The 17,057-nt window shown below is 62.5% G+C and carries 20 protein-coding genes; 10 read left to right on the top strand and 10 right to left on the bottom strand.

The window, feature by feature from the left end:
* Positions 1-181: 181 nt before the first annotated feature.
* Positions 182-1,429 carry an ROK family protein gene (locus X738_RS47525; protein ID WP_023797097.1) on the bottom strand — a complete coding sequence of 416 codons (1,248 nt, stop codon included), beginning with the start codon at positions 1,427-1,429 and terminating at the stop codon, positions 182-184.
* Positions 1,430-1,684: 255 nt separating this feature from the next.
* Here X738_RS47525 and xylF point away from each other — a divergent pair, with 255 nt between their 5' ends.
* The 4 genes from xylF (at position 1,685) to X738_RS47550 (ending at position 6,830) form a co-directional block, all read left to right on the top strand.
* A complete protein-coding gene (gene xylF / locus X738_RS47535; protein ID WP_023797099.1) occupies positions 1,685-2,725 on the top strand; it encodes a D-xylose ABC transporter substrate-binding protein in 1,041 nt (346 codons plus the stop codon).
* Positions 2,726-2,865: 140 nt separating this feature from the next.
* Positions 2,866-4,185: a sugar ABC transporter permease gene (locus X738_RS47540; protein WP_023797100.1), complete on the top strand. Its 1,320-nt coding sequence runs from the start codon at positions 2,866-2,868 to the stop codon at positions 4,183-4,185.
* 93 nt (positions 4,186-4,278) lie between these two features.
* Complete coding sequence (locus X738_RS47545) at positions 4,279-5,073, top strand: ATP-binding cassette domain-containing protein (RefSeq protein ID WP_023797101.1); 795 nt, start codon at positions 4,279-4,281, stop codon at positions 5,071-5,073.
* A 113-nt stretch (positions 5,074-5,186) separates the two neighbouring features.
* Positions 5,187-6,830 carry a CHASE domain-containing protein gene (locus X738_RS47550; protein ID WP_023797102.1) on the top strand — a complete coding sequence of 548 codons (1,644 nt, stop codon included), beginning with the start codon at positions 5,187-5,189 and terminating at the stop codon, positions 6,828-6,830.
* Between the two features lie 153 nt (positions 6,831-6,983).
* Here the strand turns inward: X738_RS47550 and X738_RS47555 are convergent, their stop codons facing one another.
* The 6 genes from X738_RS47555 to X738_RS47580 all read right to left on the bottom strand — a co-directional run bounded on the left by X738_RS47555 (position 6,984) and on the right by X738_RS47580 (position 10,621).
* Positions 6,984-7,226, bottom strand: a complete 243-nt coding sequence (locus X738_RS47555; protein WP_023797103.1) for a YMGG-like glycine zipper-containing protein — start codon at positions 7,224-7,226, stop codon at positions 6,984-6,986.
* 81 nt (positions 7,227-7,307) lie between these two features.
* Positions 7,308-7,634 (bottom strand): hypothetical protein, encoded by a 327-nt coding sequence (locus X738_RS47560; protein WP_023797104.1) that lies wholly within the window; start codon positions 7,632-7,634, stop codon positions 7,308-7,310.
* 204 nt (positions 7,635-7,838) lie between these two features.
* The gene (locus X738_RS85880; protein ID WP_198032772.1) at positions 7,839-8,090 is read right to left on the bottom strand and encodes a hypothetical protein; all 252 of its coding nucleotides are present in this window, start codon (positions 8,088-8,090) and stop codon (positions 7,839-7,841) included.
* Between the two features lie 110 nt (positions 8,091-8,200).
* A complete protein-coding gene (locus tag X738_RS47570) occupies positions 8,201-9,280 on the bottom strand; it encodes a sensor histidine kinase (protein ID WP_023797106.1) in 1,080 nt (359 codons plus the stop codon).
* A gap of 149 nt (positions 9,281-9,429) precedes the next feature.
* Positions 9,430-9,597, bottom strand: coding sequence for a DUF1328 domain-containing protein (locus tag X738_RS81985; RefSeq protein ID WP_023797107.1), 168 nt, complete (start codon positions 9,595-9,597; stop codon positions 9,430-9,432).
* Between the two features lie 229 nt (positions 9,598-9,826).
* Positions 9,827-10,621 (bottom strand): response regulator, encoded by a 795-nt coding sequence (locus X738_RS47580; protein ID WP_023797108.1) that lies wholly within the window; start codon positions 10,619-10,621, stop codon positions 9,827-9,829.
* 236 nt (positions 10,622-10,857) lie between these two features.
* Here X738_RS47580 and X738_RS47585 point away from each other — a divergent pair, with 236 nt between their 5' ends.
* Together X738_RS47585 and X738_RS47590 are read left to right on the top strand one after the other, a co-directional pair.
* Entirely contained in the window at positions 10,858-11,055 is a 198-nt protein-coding gene (locus X738_RS47585; protein WP_023797109.1) for a NepR family anti-sigma factor, read from the top strand.
* A 3-nt stretch (positions 11,056-11,058) separates the two neighbouring features.
* Positions 11,059-11,610 carry an RNA polymerase sigma factor gene (locus X738_RS47590; protein ID WP_023797110.1) on the top strand — a complete coding sequence of 184 codons (552 nt, stop codon included), beginning with the start codon at positions 11,059-11,061 and terminating at the stop codon, positions 11,608-11,610.
* Between the two features lie 72 nt (positions 11,611-11,682).
* Here X738_RS47590 and X738_RS47595 read toward each other — a convergent pair whose 3' ends face one another.
* Complete coding sequence (locus X738_RS47595; RefSeq protein ID WP_051407703.1) at positions 11,683-12,003, bottom strand: response regulator; 321 nt, start codon at positions 12,001-12,003, stop codon at positions 11,683-11,685.
* Between the two features lie 259 nt (positions 12,004-12,262).
* On the opposite strand from X738_RS47595, the gene X738_RS47600 reads away from it, so the two are divergent.
* The 3 genes from X738_RS47600 to X738_RS47610 all read left to right on the top strand — a co-directional run bounded on the left by X738_RS47600 (position 12,263) and on the right by X738_RS47610 (position 13,953).
* Positions 12,263-13,024, top strand: coding sequence for a Crp/Fnr family transcriptional regulator (locus tag X738_RS47600; protein ID WP_023797112.1), 762 nt, complete (start codon positions 12,263-12,265; stop codon positions 13,022-13,024).
* A 126-nt stretch (positions 13,025-13,150) separates the two neighbouring features.
* A complete protein-coding gene (locus X738_RS47605) occupies positions 13,151-13,477 on the top strand; it encodes a DUF883 family protein (protein WP_023797113.1) in 327 nt (108 codons plus the stop codon).
* An 11-nt stretch (positions 13,478-13,488) separates the two neighbouring features.
* Positions 13,489-13,953 carry a hypothetical protein gene (locus X738_RS47610; RefSeq protein ID WP_023797114.1) on the top strand — a complete coding sequence of 155 codons (465 nt, stop codon included), beginning with the start codon at positions 13,489-13,491 and terminating at the stop codon, positions 13,951-13,953.
* A gap of 94 nt (positions 13,954-14,047) precedes the next feature.
* Here the strand turns inward: X738_RS47610 and X738_RS47615 are convergent, their stop codons facing one another.
* Complete coding sequence (locus tag X738_RS47615) at positions 14,048-15,565, bottom strand: sensor histidine kinase (protein WP_245277579.1); 1,518 nt, start codon at positions 15,563-15,565, stop codon at positions 14,048-14,050.
* Positions 15,566-15,761: 196 nt separating this feature from the next.
* On the opposite strand from X738_RS47615, the gene X738_RS47620 reads away from it, so the two are divergent.
* Complete coding sequence (locus tag X738_RS47620) at positions 15,762-15,962, top strand: hypothetical protein (RefSeq protein ID WP_023797117.1); 201 nt, start codon at positions 15,762-15,764, stop codon at positions 15,960-15,962.
* A 29-nt stretch (positions 15,963-15,991) separates the two neighbouring features.
* On the opposite strand, the gene X738_RS47625 is transcribed toward X738_RS47620, so the two are convergent.
* Positions 15,992-16,912, bottom strand: coding sequence for a diacylglycerol/lipid kinase family protein (locus X738_RS47625; protein WP_023797118.1), 921 nt, complete (start codon positions 16,910-16,912; stop codon positions 15,992-15,994).
* Positions 16,913-17,057 lie beyond the last annotated feature (145 nt).

Below are 17,057 nucleotides of genomic sequence, written 5' to 3' on the forward strand. Positions count from 1 at the left end.
GCAAAGCACGCTGTAGAACTTTGATTTTGCGCACGACCTTTCCGAAATCGACCTCGATTTCGGGGTCATGCGCGGGCTCACGTACCCAAAAGTACGCTCCGCTCCGGTTCTCGGAACCCACCATTCTCGACTCGGCCTGACCTGAATCTCAACACACCCCAAGTCGCGACCCGGGAATCCTTCAAGCCACGTTCTTTCCGACCGAGCCGGCTCGTGCCTGGATGCTCGGCGCGAAAATCTCCTGATCGACGAAGCTTAGCGCCCGCATGGCGCAGCCTTCGCGGATCAGCGGCAGCTCGTTCGGCTCGGTGTCGAAGGAAATCGAACCCGAATGCTGGCCGCCGGCGGTCTGGGCGATAGCCTCGCGCAACGCCGGCTCAATCAGGTCGAAGGCGGCAGCGCTGGCGCCGACCATGGCCACCGGCGCCGGATCGATCAGCGCAAACAGGCTGCCGAGCCCGAAGCCGAGCGCCTCGCCGGCCTTGCGGTAGGCTTCCCGCTCCGGTCCGTCCATCTCGCGCGCCCGGGCCGCCAAGGCCCGCATGTCGGCGTCGCTGACATCGGCGACCGGCTCGGCGTTCTCGCTCAACAGCCTTGCGTTGCGCCAGATGGCGTAGTTGCCGGCATAAGCCTCGATGCAGCCGCGCCGCCCGCAGCGGCAAAGCGCGCCGCCCGGCCGATGGATCATGTGGCCGAATTCGCCGCCTGAGGAGTGGGTGCCGGTGAACAGCTCGCCCTTCAGCACCAGCCCCATACCGATGCCGTGCGAGAGCAGGATGGCGATGAAATCGTCGCGGTAGCGATCCGGGTGGCGCCAGCGCAGCGCCACGGCCATCATGTTGCAGTCGTTCTCCATGATGGCCGGGATGCCGAACTCGCGTTCCAGAATGTCGGCGAAGGCGATGTTCGTCTGCGGCGTGATCGGCGACCACAACATGGCGCGCGCGTGGGAATCGGTGATGCCCTGGATCGCCAGCGCGATGCGGGCGACGCTTTGGACATCGAGGTCGGGATCTTCGAGCCGGCGCCGGACGATGGCGACACATTCGTCGATCAGCGCGTCACGCGACATGGTCAGCGTGTCCAGCCGGCGCTGTTCCTCGGCGACCACTTGTCCGGCATAATCGATGACGGCGACCGACAGGAAATTCAGCGACAACACGACGGCCAACACCGCAGCGGCTTGCGGATTGAGGCTGAGGCCGACCTGCGGCCGGCCGCGTTTCAGCGAAACCGTCTCGCTCGCCTTGCTCTCGGCCAGGATGCCTTCCTGGATCAGGTCGGCAGAGATCGCCGATATGGTCGAATGGCTGAGGCCGGTGGTCGCGGCGATCTCGGTCCGCGACGGCTGGCCTGCCCGGCGCACGGCCGAAATCACCATCGCCCGGTTGCGCCGGCGCAGATCGTCATGACGGATTCCCACCGACATTTTTTGTTTCCTCCTCATTGCCGCGGCCGCTCATGAATCGGAAGCCGTCGGTATGTCGGACAAATACTGGCAGAAGCAGAAGGGGCTGTCATTATTTATTCCGAGCCTCGAAAAAAAGCCCGACAGGACATCAGAATTGGTGTTGACAGTGCTTCGGCGTTGGACCAGTATTTTTTCGAGGCTCGAAAAAATAGAGCCTTTGTGCCGGCCTTCGGGCCAGTTGGTCGCGCCCTACGCGGCGCAGGGAGGAATATCATGAAGAGATTCGCAGCCGCCATTCTGGCGGGGGTCGCCATGTCGCTGACGCTCGCGTCGGTCGCGCAGGCCAAGGACAAGGTCATTGGCGTTTCGTGGTCGAACTTCCAGGAAGAGCGTTGGAAGACCGACGAAGCCGCCATGAAAGCGGCGATCGAGGCCGCCGGCGACAAGTATATTTCCGCTGACGCACAGTCCAATCCCGGCAAGCAGCTGACCGACGTCGAAAGCCTGATCTCGCAGGGCGCCAACGCGCTGATCATCCTTGCGCAGGATGCCTCGGCCATCGGTCCGGCGGTGCAGAAGGCGCTGGACGAAGGCATTCCGGTCGTCGGCTATGACCGGCTGATCGAGAACAAGGACGTCTTCTATCTGACCTTCGACAACCAGGAAGTCGGCCGCATGCAGGCCCGCGAAGTGTTCAAGGTGGCGCCGGAAGGCAATTACGTCTTCATCAAGGGCTCGGGCGCCGACCCTAATGCCGATTTCCTGTTCGCCGGCTCCATGGAAGTGCTCAAGGATGCCATCGACAGCGGCAAGATCAAGAATGTCGGCGAGGCTTATACGGACGGCTGGCTTCCCGCCAACGCCCAGAAGAACATGGAACAGTTCCTGACCGCCAACGACAACAAGGTCGATGCGGTGGTTGCCGCCAATGACGGCACCGCCGGTGGCGTCGTCGCGGCGCTGACGGCGCAAGGCCTGGCCGGATCCGTCCCGGTTTCGGGCCAGGACGGCGACCATGCCGCGCTGAACCGTATCGCGCTCGGCACACAGACCGTATCGGTGTGGAAAGACGCGCGCGAGCTCGGCAAGAACGCCGCCGAGATCGCCTCGCAGCTGGCCGACGGCAAGCCGATGACAGACATTGCCGGTGTCAAGGATTTCACCACGCCGGGCGGCAATGTCGTCAAGTCGCTGTTCCTGACGCCGATTGCCATCACCAGGGACAATCTCAACGTCGTCATCGACGCCGGCTGGATCAAGCAGGAAGAGGTCTGCGCCGGCGTGGCGGCGGGCACCGTCCCGGTCTGCAACTGATCCGCCTTCGCCAAAAAACCTGAAACGCCGCGGCTTCACGCCGCGGCGTTTTTTTCAAAAGAGTTGTTTTTCCGCGTCTCGCGGGTAATTTCTAAGCTGCTTCCGGCATCCGCGGCAGACGGCAACGGTGGGAGGACATCATGACCGACACGATTTCCAACACGCCGGTTGCTGACCGGGCGCGTGAATCCGAGCTCAGCCCCTTCGGCCGCTTCCTCAAGGCAACCGAGCTCGACATACGCATGCTCGGCATGGTCGGCGCGCTGCTGATCATCTGGGTTGGAATCCACATCCTGTCGGGTGGGCTTTTCCTCACGCCGCGCAATCTCTGGAACCTGTCGGTGCAAACTTCCTCGGTCGCGATCATGGCGACCGGCATGGTGCTGGTCATCGTGATGCGCAACATCGATCTTTCGGTCGGCTCCGTCGAAGGCGTCATCGGCATGGTGATGGGCGTTGCGCAGGCAGAATTCCTCATCCGCGTCATGGGATTCCAGCTTGGAAATCCCTGGATATGGGTCATCGCACTGGCTGCCGGCGTGGTGCTCGGCCTCATGATCGGCGCGCTTCAGGGCTTCATCATCGCCTATCTCGAGGTTCCGGCCTTCATCGTGACGCTGGGCGGCCTGCTGATCTGGCGCGGCATGGCGTGGCTGATGACGAGCGGGCGCACCGTCGCGCCGCTCGATGCCACGTTCCAGCTCATGGGTGGCGGGCCGCGTGGCTCGATCGGGGCGACCGCGAGCTGGATCGTCGGCATTCTCGCCTGTGTGGCCGTCGCCTTGATGCTGCTCAACGGCCGGTCGCAGCGCAAGCGCTTCAAGTTTCCGTTGCGCCCGGTCTGGGCGGAGAGCCTGCTTGGTGTTGTCGCCTGCGCCGCCATCCTCGGCGCCGTCTGGATCGCCAATTCCTACCCCTGGCCGATCGGCATCGTTCGCCAATACGCCCAGCGGAACGGCATCACCATCCCCGAAGGCGGGCTGTTCATCGCCCATGGCATCGCGATACCGGTGCTGATCGCGGTCGCAGTCGGCATCGTCATGACCTTCATCACCCGGCGCACCCGTTTCGGCCGCTACGTCTTTGCCATCGGCGGCAACCCGGAAGCGGCGGAACTCGCCGGCATCAACACGCGCTGGGTGACCATGAAAGTGTTCATGATCATGGGCGTTCTGGCCGCGATCAGCGCGGCAATTGCTTCGGCCCGCCTCAATGCGGCGACCAATGCGCTGGGCACGCTGGACGAACTCTTGGTGATCGCAGCAGCCGTCATCGGCGGCACGTCGCTGGCCGGCGGCTCCGGCACTGTGCTCGGCGCCATGCTGGGCGCGCTTCTGATGCAGTCGCTGCAGTCCGGCATGGTATTGCTCGGCATCGATTCGCCGCTTCAGAGCGTCGTCGTCGGCGCCGTGCTGGTCGTCGCCGTCTGGCTCGACACAGTCTACCGCAAGCGGGTCTGAGCATGATCCCGAGCCGAAGGTCCGCGTCAGCGAAAAGTGGACATCCGTTTCGGTCCAACATCATGCTCGGCAAAACCATGGAAAGGGACGATCATGGCTGACACGACTGCTCCCACGCCACTGATCGACATGCGCAACATCTCGATTGCCTTCGGCGGCATTCACGCCGTCGACGATGCGTCGATCGACCTTTTCCCGGGCGAGGTCGTGGCGCTGCTCGGCCACAACGGTGCGGGAAAGTCGACGCTGATCAAGATCCTGTCCGGCGCCTACAAGCGCGATTCGGGCCAAATCTTCGTCAATGGCGAGGAGGCTTCGATCGCCAATCCGCGCGACGCCAAGAAATACGGCATCGAGACGATCTACCAGACGCTGGCGCTCGCCGACAATGTCGACGCCGCCGCCAACCTGTTCCTCGGCCGCGAGCTGATGACCGGCTGGGGCACGCTCGACGATGGCGCCATGGAGGCCGAGGCGCGCAAGGTGATGGGCAGGCTCAATCCCCGCTTCCAGCGATTCAAGGAGCCGGTGGTCAAGCTTTCGGGCGGCCAGCGGCAGTCGGTGGCGATCGCGCGGGCCATCCTGTTCAACGCCCGCATCCTGATCATGGATGAGCCGACGGCGGCGCTGGGACCGCAGGAAACGGCGCAGGTCGGCGAACTGGTCATGCAGCTCAAGGCCGACGGCATCGGCATCTTCCTGATCAGCCATGACATCCACGATGTCTTCGAGCTTGCCGACCGCGTCTGCGTCATGAAGAATGGCCGGGTCGTTGGAACGGCGCGCACCGGCGACGTCACCCAGGACGAGGTGCTCGGCATGATCATTCTGGGCAAGTGCCCGCCCGGCGCCATTCCGGGACCAGGCGCGCTGAAGATCGCCGCCTGAAGCGTCAAATACCTGTCATGTGATATGCCAGCCGTCATGATGGTTTGGCCGCGCCATTGTGTTGCCACGGGGAGTTGCCCATAAGATGGGAAACCATGGGTCGCAGCAGCAATTTGAAGAAGTTCTTCCCGATCGTCGCGTTCATTGCCGTCGCGCTGATCAGCCTGACAATGGCGGGATTCGCCTATTTCGCCACCCAGGAAGCGGCGCGCATCAAATTCGAGGCGACGGCGGACGACGCCCTCAACCGGATCGATAGCCGCATCGACCTGCATCTGTCACTGCTGCGATCGACACATGCGCTGTTCGAGGCTCGCAATGGTGACATTTCGCGGGGCGAGTTCAAGGCGTTCTTCGATGCGCTGGGTATCAACGACAATTTCGCTGGCCTGCGCGGCATCGGCTTTCTCCGGCTGGTGAGAGCCGGCGACGAGGCAGCGGTCGAGCGTGCCATCCTGCACGACTATGGCGTCAGCGATGCGATCTATCCGGCCACGACGACGCTGCCATGGCGTGCGCCCATCACGCTGTTCGAGCCGCTGGACCCTTCCAATCAATCCGGGATCGGCTACGACATGTTCACCGAACCGGTGCGGCGCGAGGCGATCGAAAGGGCGATGGCCGACAACCAGCAGCACGCGAGCGGGCGCGTGCAGCTAGGCCAGGAAACAGGTGCTGCGCAGACCTTCACCGGCTTCCTGGTCTTCGTGCGGCTCAACATCGAAACCGCGGCGGACGGCATCGATGCGTCCAGATCCTCGACAACAGGCTTGCTTTATGCGGCGTTCCGCGCCCGCGACCTGTTCCAGACCGCGCTCAGCCGGACGCCGCTGCTGCCGGTCAACATCGAAATCTATGACGGCAAGGTGGATGCCGACCATCTTTTGTTCCAGTCGGAAACGCCGCCGGCGTCGGGCTTCGGCGACAGGTTACTGGTTTCTCGCGAACTCACCATCGCCGGACGTCCATGGACCGTCCTGTTCAGGCCGACAAGCGCCTTCTCGCAACCGTCCTCGCGCGCCATTCCGGTGATGCTCGGCCTGTTCGGGCTGCTGCTCGCGGGCACCATCGCGCTGGTGGCCCGCTATCAGGAGCGGGCCTATGACGCGGTCTCGCTGCTTCATGAGACGACGGAAAAAAGCCTGCTCGAAAAAGACCTGATGCTGCAGGAGATGAAGCACCGCATCAAGAACTCGATCACGCGGGTGCTGGCGATTGCGCGCCAGACGGCGTCGCACGCCACCGACGTCCACGAGTTCTCGTCCTCTTTTTCGGCTCGGCTGCAAGCGATGGCGGCGTCCCAGGACATGCTGACGCGCTCGCGCTGGCAGAAGGCCGATCTTGGCGATCTCTTGCGCATCGAGCTTGGCCAGGTGTTCGGCAAGGAGCTTCCCGACGGGATATTGTCGGGGCCAGAGGTGTTGCTCGACGAGACGACGACGCAAGCGCTCGGCCTGACCTTTCACGAACTGGCGACGAACGCGCTAAAATATGGCGAAACCGGCAATTCGGCCATTACCAGGAACGGCGACTGGTCGCTCAAGGTCGACTGGTCGGTCGAAGGCCACAGGAGCGACCGAACGCTGGTTCTCAACTGGCGCGAAGCCGGCAAGAAGAAGCTCGAACCACCGGTCAAAACAGGTTTTGGCACCAAGCTGATCGATCTGAACGTGACGCGCGAATTGCGCGGTACGATCAATCGCGATTTTCACGATAGCGGGCTAAGCGTGGAAATCAGGATCCCGCTGTCGGACTGAAACACTGCCGCAAACCGACCGATTTCAAAGGCGCCCAAATGCAGCGCCCCAAATACAGCGTGCCAAATACAGCGTCCCAAAATACAGCGTCCAAGTAAACAGAGACCGGCTCGTCCGGTCTCCGCTTCCAATGCCTCTTGCGTTTGAAACGGATCAGCAGCGCGCCGTAAACAGACGTCCACGGTTGTCGCGGTACTGGCAATAGCCATTGCGCAGGTTGCGCACCAGCAGGCCGGTACCGGCACCGATGGCTGCGCCCACCAGCGCACCCTTGCCGCCGTCAATCAGGCCGCCGGCCAGAGCGCCGACACCGGCGCCGATGCCGACATCCTGTTCGGTGGTGCTGCAACCGCTGACCGCGATTGCGGCAACCATGGCAATAATCATCTTCCGCATAGGGTCACTCCTCGCCTTTGTCCTCACTTGTAGCTCCGCCCGTCATTTATCACGCGAAAAAGTGTTTTGCCCTGCTCGATTTCATTGTTGGCTAAGAGAATCTTTTTCGGGGCGCGCGCCGCTCGAGGCAAGCTCGAGGTCGGAAATCTCCACGGAAGCGTCGAGGGTGCCGTCCGGGCGTACGTTCCAGACGATCCGGTCGTAGTCATCCTCAAGTGCCGGATCGACGGAAAGGCATTTGGCAATGATGCGCGGAGCCTGACCCTGCACATCGCCCATGGCAAACGGACGCGCCGCGGTGCACTCCTGAGCGGTTTCGAAAACGCTCACCGATACGGGCAGTTCGCGGCACTCGGTCATCGTGTTCGAACAGCCGATGACCAGCAGCACGGCAGCGATATGTTCCATGGCGACGGTCCTCCCGCCATAGAACGGGCCACATCCGCCAAAGTTCCGGCGATACAGGCCCGCGCGACCATGGAGAACAGGCCGACATCAGGCAAGCACGAGCCGCCGGCCGCTTTGCGTCCGACGCTTTGCTTAAAATTGTTATCGCAAAACCACTGCACACCCTTGGTTCAGGCCCGAGGGGCCTGCTTCTGCGCGAATGCATCAGACCAACTGGAACGCGGCGGCCAGGACGACCACTGCAGCTAGCCCGATTGCGGCGAGGCCGGGAATCGGCAGGGAATCACGGGGCGACCGCATTGCGGATGCTTCGATATCCTGAAACCCGCTCATCGAAACGCGTGCGGCCTGTTCCAGCCTGTTGATGTCGGCAACCGTCAAAGCCATTTCTCCTGTAGTGCGCAGCAAACTACGATCGAAAACGTCGTGCGGAGTGGTGCCTGAGAAAAACAGCATCGAACCTTATGGTGAACAGATGGTTAAAGCCGGCGCGGCTGGTATCAATCCCCACCCCTCTTGGCCCCAACCCCCCTCGGCCACCTCTCTTGGGCTCGGCTGTTGCCCGTTCAATCCGTCTCGAAATTGCTGCGAGGAACGACGAGATGGTACTCGAGACGATCCCCGCTGATTTCAAGTTTCGCCGTGCCGTTCAACGATGCAGGCACGACGCGCTCGAGCGCGACGCTGCCAAAGCGCTTCTCGCTGGGCTGATTGTCATTGGCTCCGATGGCCTCGGCCCATGTCAGCGACAGCGCGGTCTCGCCAGCGGCAGCGGCCGTCAGATCGGCCGTCACCTCGACGAAGCCGTCGGCTCGCGACAGAGCGCCGTAGCTGACAGAATTGACGGCAAGCTCGTGCATGGCCAAGCCGATATGCAGGGCCGCATTGGGATTGAGGTATGGGTTTGCACCGCGAAAACGCAGGCTGCGCACAGGGTCGGCGCCATAGCGGCCGACCTGGCCGGACACCAGTTCGCGCAGTGCCGCTCCCCGCCAGTTGGACGAGGTCACCAGGTCCTGGGATGAGGCAAGCGACTGCAGCCGGCCGCGAAAGCGCGTCAGGAAATCACTGAGCGTGTCCGAATAACGGCTGGTCTGGGTGGCGATGCTCTGGATGATCGCCAAAAGGTTCTTCGAACGGTGGCTGACCTCGCGCAGCAGCGTCTTCAGGGTTTGCTCGCGACGTTTCTGCTCGGTCGTTTCGACCATGGTGGTGACGACGCCCTGCACGGCACCGCCGTCGTCATGATCCGCGTCCACCCATATTTGGAACCAGCGGACGCCATCGTCGGCCGGAATGCTGAACTCAAGATGTTCCGGATTGCCGGATGCGACGACCTTGCGTTTGGCCGCGCCGATGCGCTCCTCCTGCGCAAGCGGCAGGATGCCGATGCCGTCGCCCGTGTCGGAACCCCCCGTGTCGGAAACCCCCGTGCCGGAAATCCCCGTGTCGGCAATCCAGGGCGGGCGCATGTTGCGGGCCCAGACGGTTTTCATCTCGCGATCCTGATAGAGAACCGAAATACCGGCATTGTGCAGTGCATGGAGAAGGGCCCGGCCAACCTGCATTCCACTCTCAGCGGACTGCAAAGCGATGATCTCATCGCTCCGTCCGCTGTCTTTCATGTCTCCAGCTCTGGATTGCATCGGTCACTTCACCCGCCCAATGCAGGCTGAACGGCTGACGGAAAATTGGGTTCCAAAAAGAGTCCGCCGAGCGACGTCCTGCTAAGGACACCGCCCGGCGGTAGCTGGAAACCGCTTGAGGGGTGCGGCTCCCAGTGTTCGATCGCAGTTCACGACGCGCGTTTGAACAAGCCCGCAATAAGCGAAATGATCAGGAAAGCGAGAAAGATGAAAAACAAGATCTGCGCTATACCAGCCGAGGTGCCGGCAATGCCGCCGAAGCCAAGAGCGCCTGCAATGATCGCGACGACGAGAAATACGAGGGCCCAGTAAAGCATGGTCCATCTCCTTCAAATAGTATGCCAAAAACGTCTTTCGCTGCCGTTTGTTCCAGCATTTCCCGAAAAAGACGAGCCCCGGAAAGCTTTCCCGCTCGAATTGGATCGTCATGTGCAGGTGAGTTGCAAGTGGCGTGTGCCGGCCGCAAGCGGCCAGCGTTATTCATCTGTGGAAAACGGGCGATCGGAGGAACTGTGGAAAGGGCCGCTCAGGGCCGGGCTGCCCGGCCTATGCAGCGGCTTTCGCGTGCCGATCGAAGAACAGCGCCTGGCTGATCAGGGCCTTGACCATCTCCGGATTGAACGGCTTGGTGACGAGGAAGGCCGGCTCCGGCCGCTCGCCGGTCAGCAGGCGCTCGGGAAAAGCGGTGATGAAGATCACCGGCACCGGGGTGGTCGACAGGATCTCGTTGACCGCTTCGATGCCCGAGCTGCCGTCGGCAAGCTGGATGTCGGCCAGCACCATCTTCGGCCGCGTCTTGGCGAACATCGCCACCGCCTCGGCATGGGTACGCGCCGTTCCGACAACGCGATGCCCCAGGCTCTCGACCATTTGCTCGATGTCCATGGCGATCAGCGGCTCGTCCTCGATGATCAGCACATCGGTTGCCACCTGGCGGGAAATCTCGTTGCTGGCCTCGGCAAGAAGCTCGGAGAACTCCTGATCGTCGACGTCGAGGATCTCCGCCGCCTCGTCTTCGCTGAAACCTTCGACGGCGACCAGCAGGAAGGCCTGGCGGGGGCGGGGTGAGATCGCGTTCAGATTGGCGGCGGCGCGCTGTTCCCACGCCGACTGCGGGTGTTCCTGCGGAACGCGGATGGCGACCGAGGTGAATAGCCTGGCGAAGACCTTGTAGAGCGCGATGCGGTCATTCGACGCGTTTGGAAAGATGTCGACGTCGGCGATGATGGCCTCGAGCATCGCGGCGACCAGCGCGTCACCACTCTCCTGCGATCCGGAGACGGCCCGCGAAAAGCGGCGCAGGAACGGCAGGTGTGGAGCGATGGTTGCGGATAGGCTCATGATAGACGTCTCCCTCTGACGTAATTGCATAGATTGCAGGCCAAGCTAATGACAAGCCCCGAGAATAAACCCTGAAAGCATAAACGCCGGCTTTCCGAAAAAGTTCCGAGGGGTTGGAACTAATGTAAGCGGAAGGCGTTTGAGATCGGGACGGGCAACCAGACGAGGGGGCCGGCTGCTTTGCGTCGCGTATTGAAGGGCGGCAGGGTGCTGGGAACAAAGGGCGAAATGACGACATGAGGAAAGACAACACGGCTGGCGCTGCAAAGAACAGGCGCCGGGCTGCTTCCGGCGACCCGCTCGGGCCAAACTCGGAAATCGGCCGCAAACTCAAACAATATTACGACGAGCTGGTCTCCGACAGCGTGCCGGATCGTTTCGCCCAATTGCTCAGCCAGTTGGAACAGGCCCAACCTGCACGGAAAAAGGACTGAGGCATGGCGGCCGTCTCCCAGAGCTTCAAGACGGATCTGCTCGCCTCGATTCCGAGCCTGCGGGCCTTTGCCGTGTCGTTGACGCAAAACGCCGACAAGGCCGACGATCTGGTCCAGGAAACGCTGGTGAAGGCGTGGGACAAGCATGAGAGCTTCGAGCCGGGCACCAATCTCAAGGCATGGCTGTTCACCATCCTGCGCAACGAATTCTATTCGCAGATGCGCAAGCGCGGCCGCGAGGTGCAGGATAGCGACGGCATCATGACCGCCAGACTGGCCGTCCATCCGGCCCAGCACGGCCAGCTCGACCTCAAGGACTTTCGGAGCGCGCTCGAGCAATTGCCAGAGGACCAGCGCGAAGCCATCATCCTCATCGGCGCGTCGGGCTTTTCCTACGAGGAAGCCGCCGAAATTTGCGGCTGTGCGGTCGGAACGATCAAGAGCCGCGTCAGCCGCGCCCGCACGCGGCTGCAGGAAATCCTGAAGATTTCCGGCGACGACGAGTTTGGCCCGGATGCGATCTCGGCTCAGGTGACAGGGTCGAACGCCGCCTGAATACGCAGCACCGGTAATGTGGGACCCTGTAATTAATGTCGGGCCCGGTAATCGGGCTCCGGTTTGCGGACATCAAACAACAGGTCCGCGCCCGCACGCCGACGCCACCGCCTCCACGAGATCGTCTCCCGAATAGGGCTTGGTGACCAACCTGACATCCGGAAACGCCACCCTGATTTCGTCCATCTCGGAATAGCCCGAGGCGAACACGAAAGGCACGCCCGATTCGCGCAGCCGCGAAGCGAAATCGAGTGTCGAAGTGCCGCCCAGCATGAGGTCGACGATGGCCGCGTCGAATTGCGAGGCAATGCTCTGCCGATCGATCTCAGCCAGATCGCGGGCGATGACCACATCGCCGGCGCCATAGTCGCGGCAAAGCTGCTCGACATCCATGGCGATCAGGAATTCATCCTCCAGAACAAGAATCCGCAATCCGTCCAGCAATGGGGGCACGTGGCGATGTCTCCGTGGGGCGCAGGGAACAGGGAGCGCAAGGGCTAGAGGAGTCATGATCCCTATTTGGCTTCCTGTCATTTAAAGTTATTTCGCATCCTGTCATTTAAAAAAGACATGCCGCCGCAGATGGCGGAACCTCGACGCCTGCAGGACGTTTGCTATCGCCCTCCGGAAGAGGGCTTCGAAGAGGATTGAAATGTCTGGCCAGAACGGCCGTTCCTTGTCCGCCCGCCGGTATTCATGCGAGAACTGCCCGCTGCGGCCGTTGCCGGCGTTCCGGGCGTTCGAGAAGCAGGAACTCGTCTTCGTCAATGGCTTCAAGAAGGGCGAACTGGCCGTCGAGAAGGGCGACACGGTTCTGGTTGAGGGAAGCCGCAGTGCCCATCTGTATACAGTGCTGTCGGGTTGGGCCTTCCGCTACAAATTGCTGTCGGATGGCCGCCGGCAGATTCTGAATTATTCCATGCCAGGCGACCTCATCGGTCTGCAAGGCAGTCTGATGGGCGAAATGCAGCACTCCGTGGAAGCTCTGTCGCCGATGCTGCTCTGCCTCTTCGAGCGGGAGGCCCTCCCCGAACTCTACCGCAGCCATCCGGGCCTCGCCTACGACATCACCTGGATCGCCGCGCGAGAGGAGCGCATGCTCGACGAGAACCTGCTCAGTATCGGCAGACGCACCGCGCTCGAGCGTGCTGCCTATCTCATCGCCTTCATCTCCACTCGCGCCAGGGTGGTCGGGCGGAACGGCAGGACGCCCGTGCAGATTCCGATCACCCAGCAGCACCTCGCCGATACGCTCGGCCTGTCGCTGGTCCACACCAACAAGACGATCCGCAAGCTGATCGATCGCAAGCTTATCTTCTGGCGCGACGGCGGCTGCGAGGTGGTCGACAACGAAAGGCTCAAGGACCTCGCCCGCTGGGAAGGGTTGAGCGAAGGTCGCCGACCGCTGATCTGAGCGGCTGCCGGAGACGTGCCGGGCTGGACTCGGCTGCGCAAAAACCCTTTCATGGCAGTTGTTCCGATTTCGGAACCTTGGGGTGGGTCGAACGTTTCGACCCGAGCAAATGCAAGGAGTCAAGCAATGGCGACTGCCGCAGGAAAGTCCCCGAACGAAAGCCGGCCGAATTCGGACCTTGAAGACGACATCAGGCAGCTGAAAGTCGACATTCAGAAACTCACCGAACAGCTGGCCGAGACCGGCCAACATGGTTACGGGACTGCCCGTCGCGTTGCTGCGGAAGGGGTCGAGCAATTGCGCGCCCAAGGCGAAGCAGCCTTTGAAAATATGCGCAGCAACGCCAAGGATCTCGAAGCGCAAGTGGTGGCGAGCGTGCGCGAAAAGCCGGTGACGTCGCTGGCAATCGCGGCAGGCGTCGGCTTTCTGTTTGCGCTTCTCGCGCGCCGCTAGTCTCAGCCCAGATGCGAATGCTGGCATCGTTGATCTCGGGCCTCGCCTCGGGTGAAGCCGTTGCCGCCGTGCGCCGCGCGCGCACGGCTGCGATCGTCTATGCGCTCGCAGCACTTGCAGCGCTGTGCGGCCTCGGTTTCCTCGTCGGAGCGGCCTATGTCTGGGTGGCGGGTCGCTATGGGCCGATGGCAGCCTGCCTTGGTTTCGGGGTCGGCTTCCTGGTGACCGCAGGGCTCCTCCTGCTCATCCATCAGCTGTCGGCCGGCGCGCGCGCCCGACGCCGGGCGCGGAGGCGCAATGCCGATATGAAGGCGGTCGGCATCACGGCCGCGCTCGCCGTGCTGCCGGCGCTACTCAAGGGGAAAGGCGGCCTCGGCACCATACTCGCCCCGGCGATTGCGCTCGCCGCCTACGCCATCTACCGCGAGAACACAAAGCCCGATGCCGACGATCCGGATGCCGGCGAGGCGAAATAGCTCGAAGCGTTTCTTCTTGTTCGGCAATGATCCGAAAAACCGGGTTCCACTTTTCCCTGACGCGGACCTTTGGTTCGGGTCCATAGTCGAGCGGTCACTTCGGCAGATCCTCCAGCGGCATCGATATTTCAGCGAACACGCCTTCCGGCCGGAATTCGTGGGTCACTTCACTGGAGATGACCTTGGCCAGGCTGCGGCGGATCAGGATCGAGCCAAAGCCGTGGCGTTCGGGCGAGGCAACTTCAGGCCCGCCGCTTTCGCGCCAGGTCAGGACCAGGCGCCGGGCGCCTTTCCTAACCTGTGCCTTCCAGTCGAGATCGACCGTGCCCGACACCGCCGACAGCGCTCCGTGTTGCAGCGCGTTGCTGGCCAGTTCATGCAGGATCAGGCCAAGCCCGACTGCCTGGTCAGGCGAAAGCAGCAGATCGGCGCCTGAGATCGTCATGCGCGGCTGATCGGCGGTGTCGAACGGCTTGACCTCGATCTGCACGAGTTCGCGGATGCCAATGCCGCGCCACTCGCGGTCGGACAGCAGGCTGTGGGCGGCGCCCAGCGCCTGAAGCCTGGCGCTGAAGGCGTCGAGGAAATTCCTCGGCTGGCGGGCATGGCGAACTGTCTGCGTCGCCAGCGCCTGGACGGTGGCCAGCGTGTTCTTGACGCGATGGTTCAGCTCGCGCAGCAACAGCCGCTGCCGCTCATCGCCGAGCTTGCGTTCGGTGATGTCGTAGTTGACGCCGAAGATCAGCGTCGGCTTGCCGTCGCCGTCACGCTCGATGACCCGGCCGCGCGTAGCGAGCCAGCGCGGCGGGCTGAAGCCCTTGACGCGGTATTCGCCAAAATAATCGTCGCCGCCGCTCAGCACGTCGCGAAAGCGCGTCTCGGTCTGGTAGGCGTCACGCGGGTCGATGGCGGCGAGGATATCGCGTGCTCTCAGCCGGGTCGAGCGCGGCAGGTCGAACAGCTCGGATAATCGGGCATCGCATTCGATCATATCGCTATGGATATCCCATGCCCAGCTCGCGAGCGATGCGGCATCGAGCGCAATGCCGCGCCGCTTTTCCTCGCGCGCCAGTGCCGCAGCGGCGCTGGCGGCGTTGCGGGTGGCGTCCTTCAATGCGAACAGGCTGGCAGCGAGGCTGGCGAGCGCCGTCAATTGTTCGAGCTGGGCGGCGGACGGCGACCCGCGCGGCCTCCGGTCGAGCACGCAGAGCGTGCCGATCCGGGCACCGGCCACCACAATCGCCGCACCCGCATAGAAACGGAAATGATGCTCGCCAGTGACCAGCGGGCTGGCGTTGAAGCGTGAATCCATGGTCGCATCCGTCACCACCATCGGCTGGTCGCCGGCAGCAATGGTGTGGGCGCAGAAGGATGTATCGGTCGCGGCCTCGGTCTCGTCCAGGCCGACACAGGACGTGAACCACTGCCGCTCGACATCGACGACCGTCACCAGCGCGACAGGTGTTTGCATCACCGCGGCGGCGAGCCCACTGATAGTGTCGAAGTCAGGATCGGCCGCCGTGTCGATTGCATCGAGATCATGGAGCACGGCAAGCCGATCCTGCGCCGTTACCACGCTAAGGACATCGACCGGCAGATTCGGCTTTGTCACTACCCTGCTATCCACAAGTCCCCCAGATGCATCGGCTTGCAGCCATCCGCGCTGGGCCCAGTTGCCGGGCCCTGAAACCGGAACCTTCGCCCTGAGGAACCGTTACCCAACCACATTTTGCCAGCCGCGCCGCCAGCGCCAACCGACATGCCAGCGCCAAACGAAATGCCAGCGCCAACCGAAATGGAGGCCGATCATGCCCAAGATCGTTCCTGAAGACAAAGCCCGGCAGGGACGCTGGGGGTGGCACACCTTCCGTATCTTGATCGCTGCGCTGCTTTTGGCGTTTATCGCCTGGGGCATCGCCGAGATCTACGGCAACATGATAGACCGGACGCCGACAACCGAACAGGGCGAGCTTCCCAGGAATGAGCAGGGCGAGATTCCCAGAGGCTGAAGCCTTCCGATCGACTGTGCCGGGATGCATCACGCTGCCCTCGCTTGGACGGCGCGCGCCGGGACGAGAACGTTCAGCGCACCAGGATGAATTTCCATCGTCGTTTCGCGGTCAAGCCTGACCAGTTCGCCATCCATGACGGCGCGAAATTTCTTCGCAGCCGAGTGGAGTTTCAAAACAGCCCGGTCAGCCTGGTGGATCTCCACATGCTCGCTGTCGCGCCATTTGCCGCGCGCCATGTCGAAGAGGACCCTGACCAGTTCGCCACGCCGCCGCGCCACCGTGACATAGATGCCGAGCACGCCGCCGGCGGGATTGTCGGCATAGGGCAGATGACCCTCACCGAACAGATTGTTGGTGATGCCGATGCCGGTGGTGCGCGTCACGATCTCGGCCTCGCCGATGGTCAGCGTCACCTTCATCGCCGAAGGTTTGTTGATCGCCGCCCAGGCAGCCTTTGCCGAGGCCCGCATCTTTCCCAACCGCGAGCCATACTCCATGGCTTGGCGAAGCTGGACCATCCTAGCATGCATGCCGATCGAGAATTGATGCACGAATGGCTTGCCGTTGGCGGTTGCCATATCGACTGCAATAACCTCACCGTCGGCAAAGGATTTCACGGCCGCGTCAAGGGTTTGTGGAATGCCGAGCCCGCGCGCGAACAGGTTCATCGTGCCAGCCGGTAAAATGGCAAGCGCTTTCTTGCTGCCCATCAACCGAGCCGCCGCGGCCGAAATGGTGCCGTCGCCGCCACCGGCCAGCACAATGTCGACACCATGCCTGGAAGCGATGCGGTCCAGCGTTGCGACAATGTCCCTGCCGGCAACGATTTCGATATCGATGCGGTGGCCTGCTGCCTCCAATGTCTGGCGCATTCGGTCGGTGAAGGCGGAGAGATCAACCGTTCGCAGGGTGCCGCCCTCCTGGTTCAGCACCGCCGCAAATCGCATTCCCCCGCTCCGATTTTTCTTGGCTACCATTGGATAATCATCGGCCGTAACAGACCGAGCCATGGGCCGAAACGGGGCGGTTGAAAAAAAGTTCCGCAGCTCTAACGAAAATACAGGAGCCAATCTCACCCGGCCAAACGCATAA

Origin of the sequence: Mesorhizobium sp. L48C026A00, assembly GCF_000502375.1 — a bacterium.
In the GTDB taxonomy this organism is placed as follows: Bacteria; Pseudomonadota; Alphaproteobacteria; order Rhizobiales; family Rhizobiaceae; genus Mesorhizobium; species Mesorhizobium muleiense.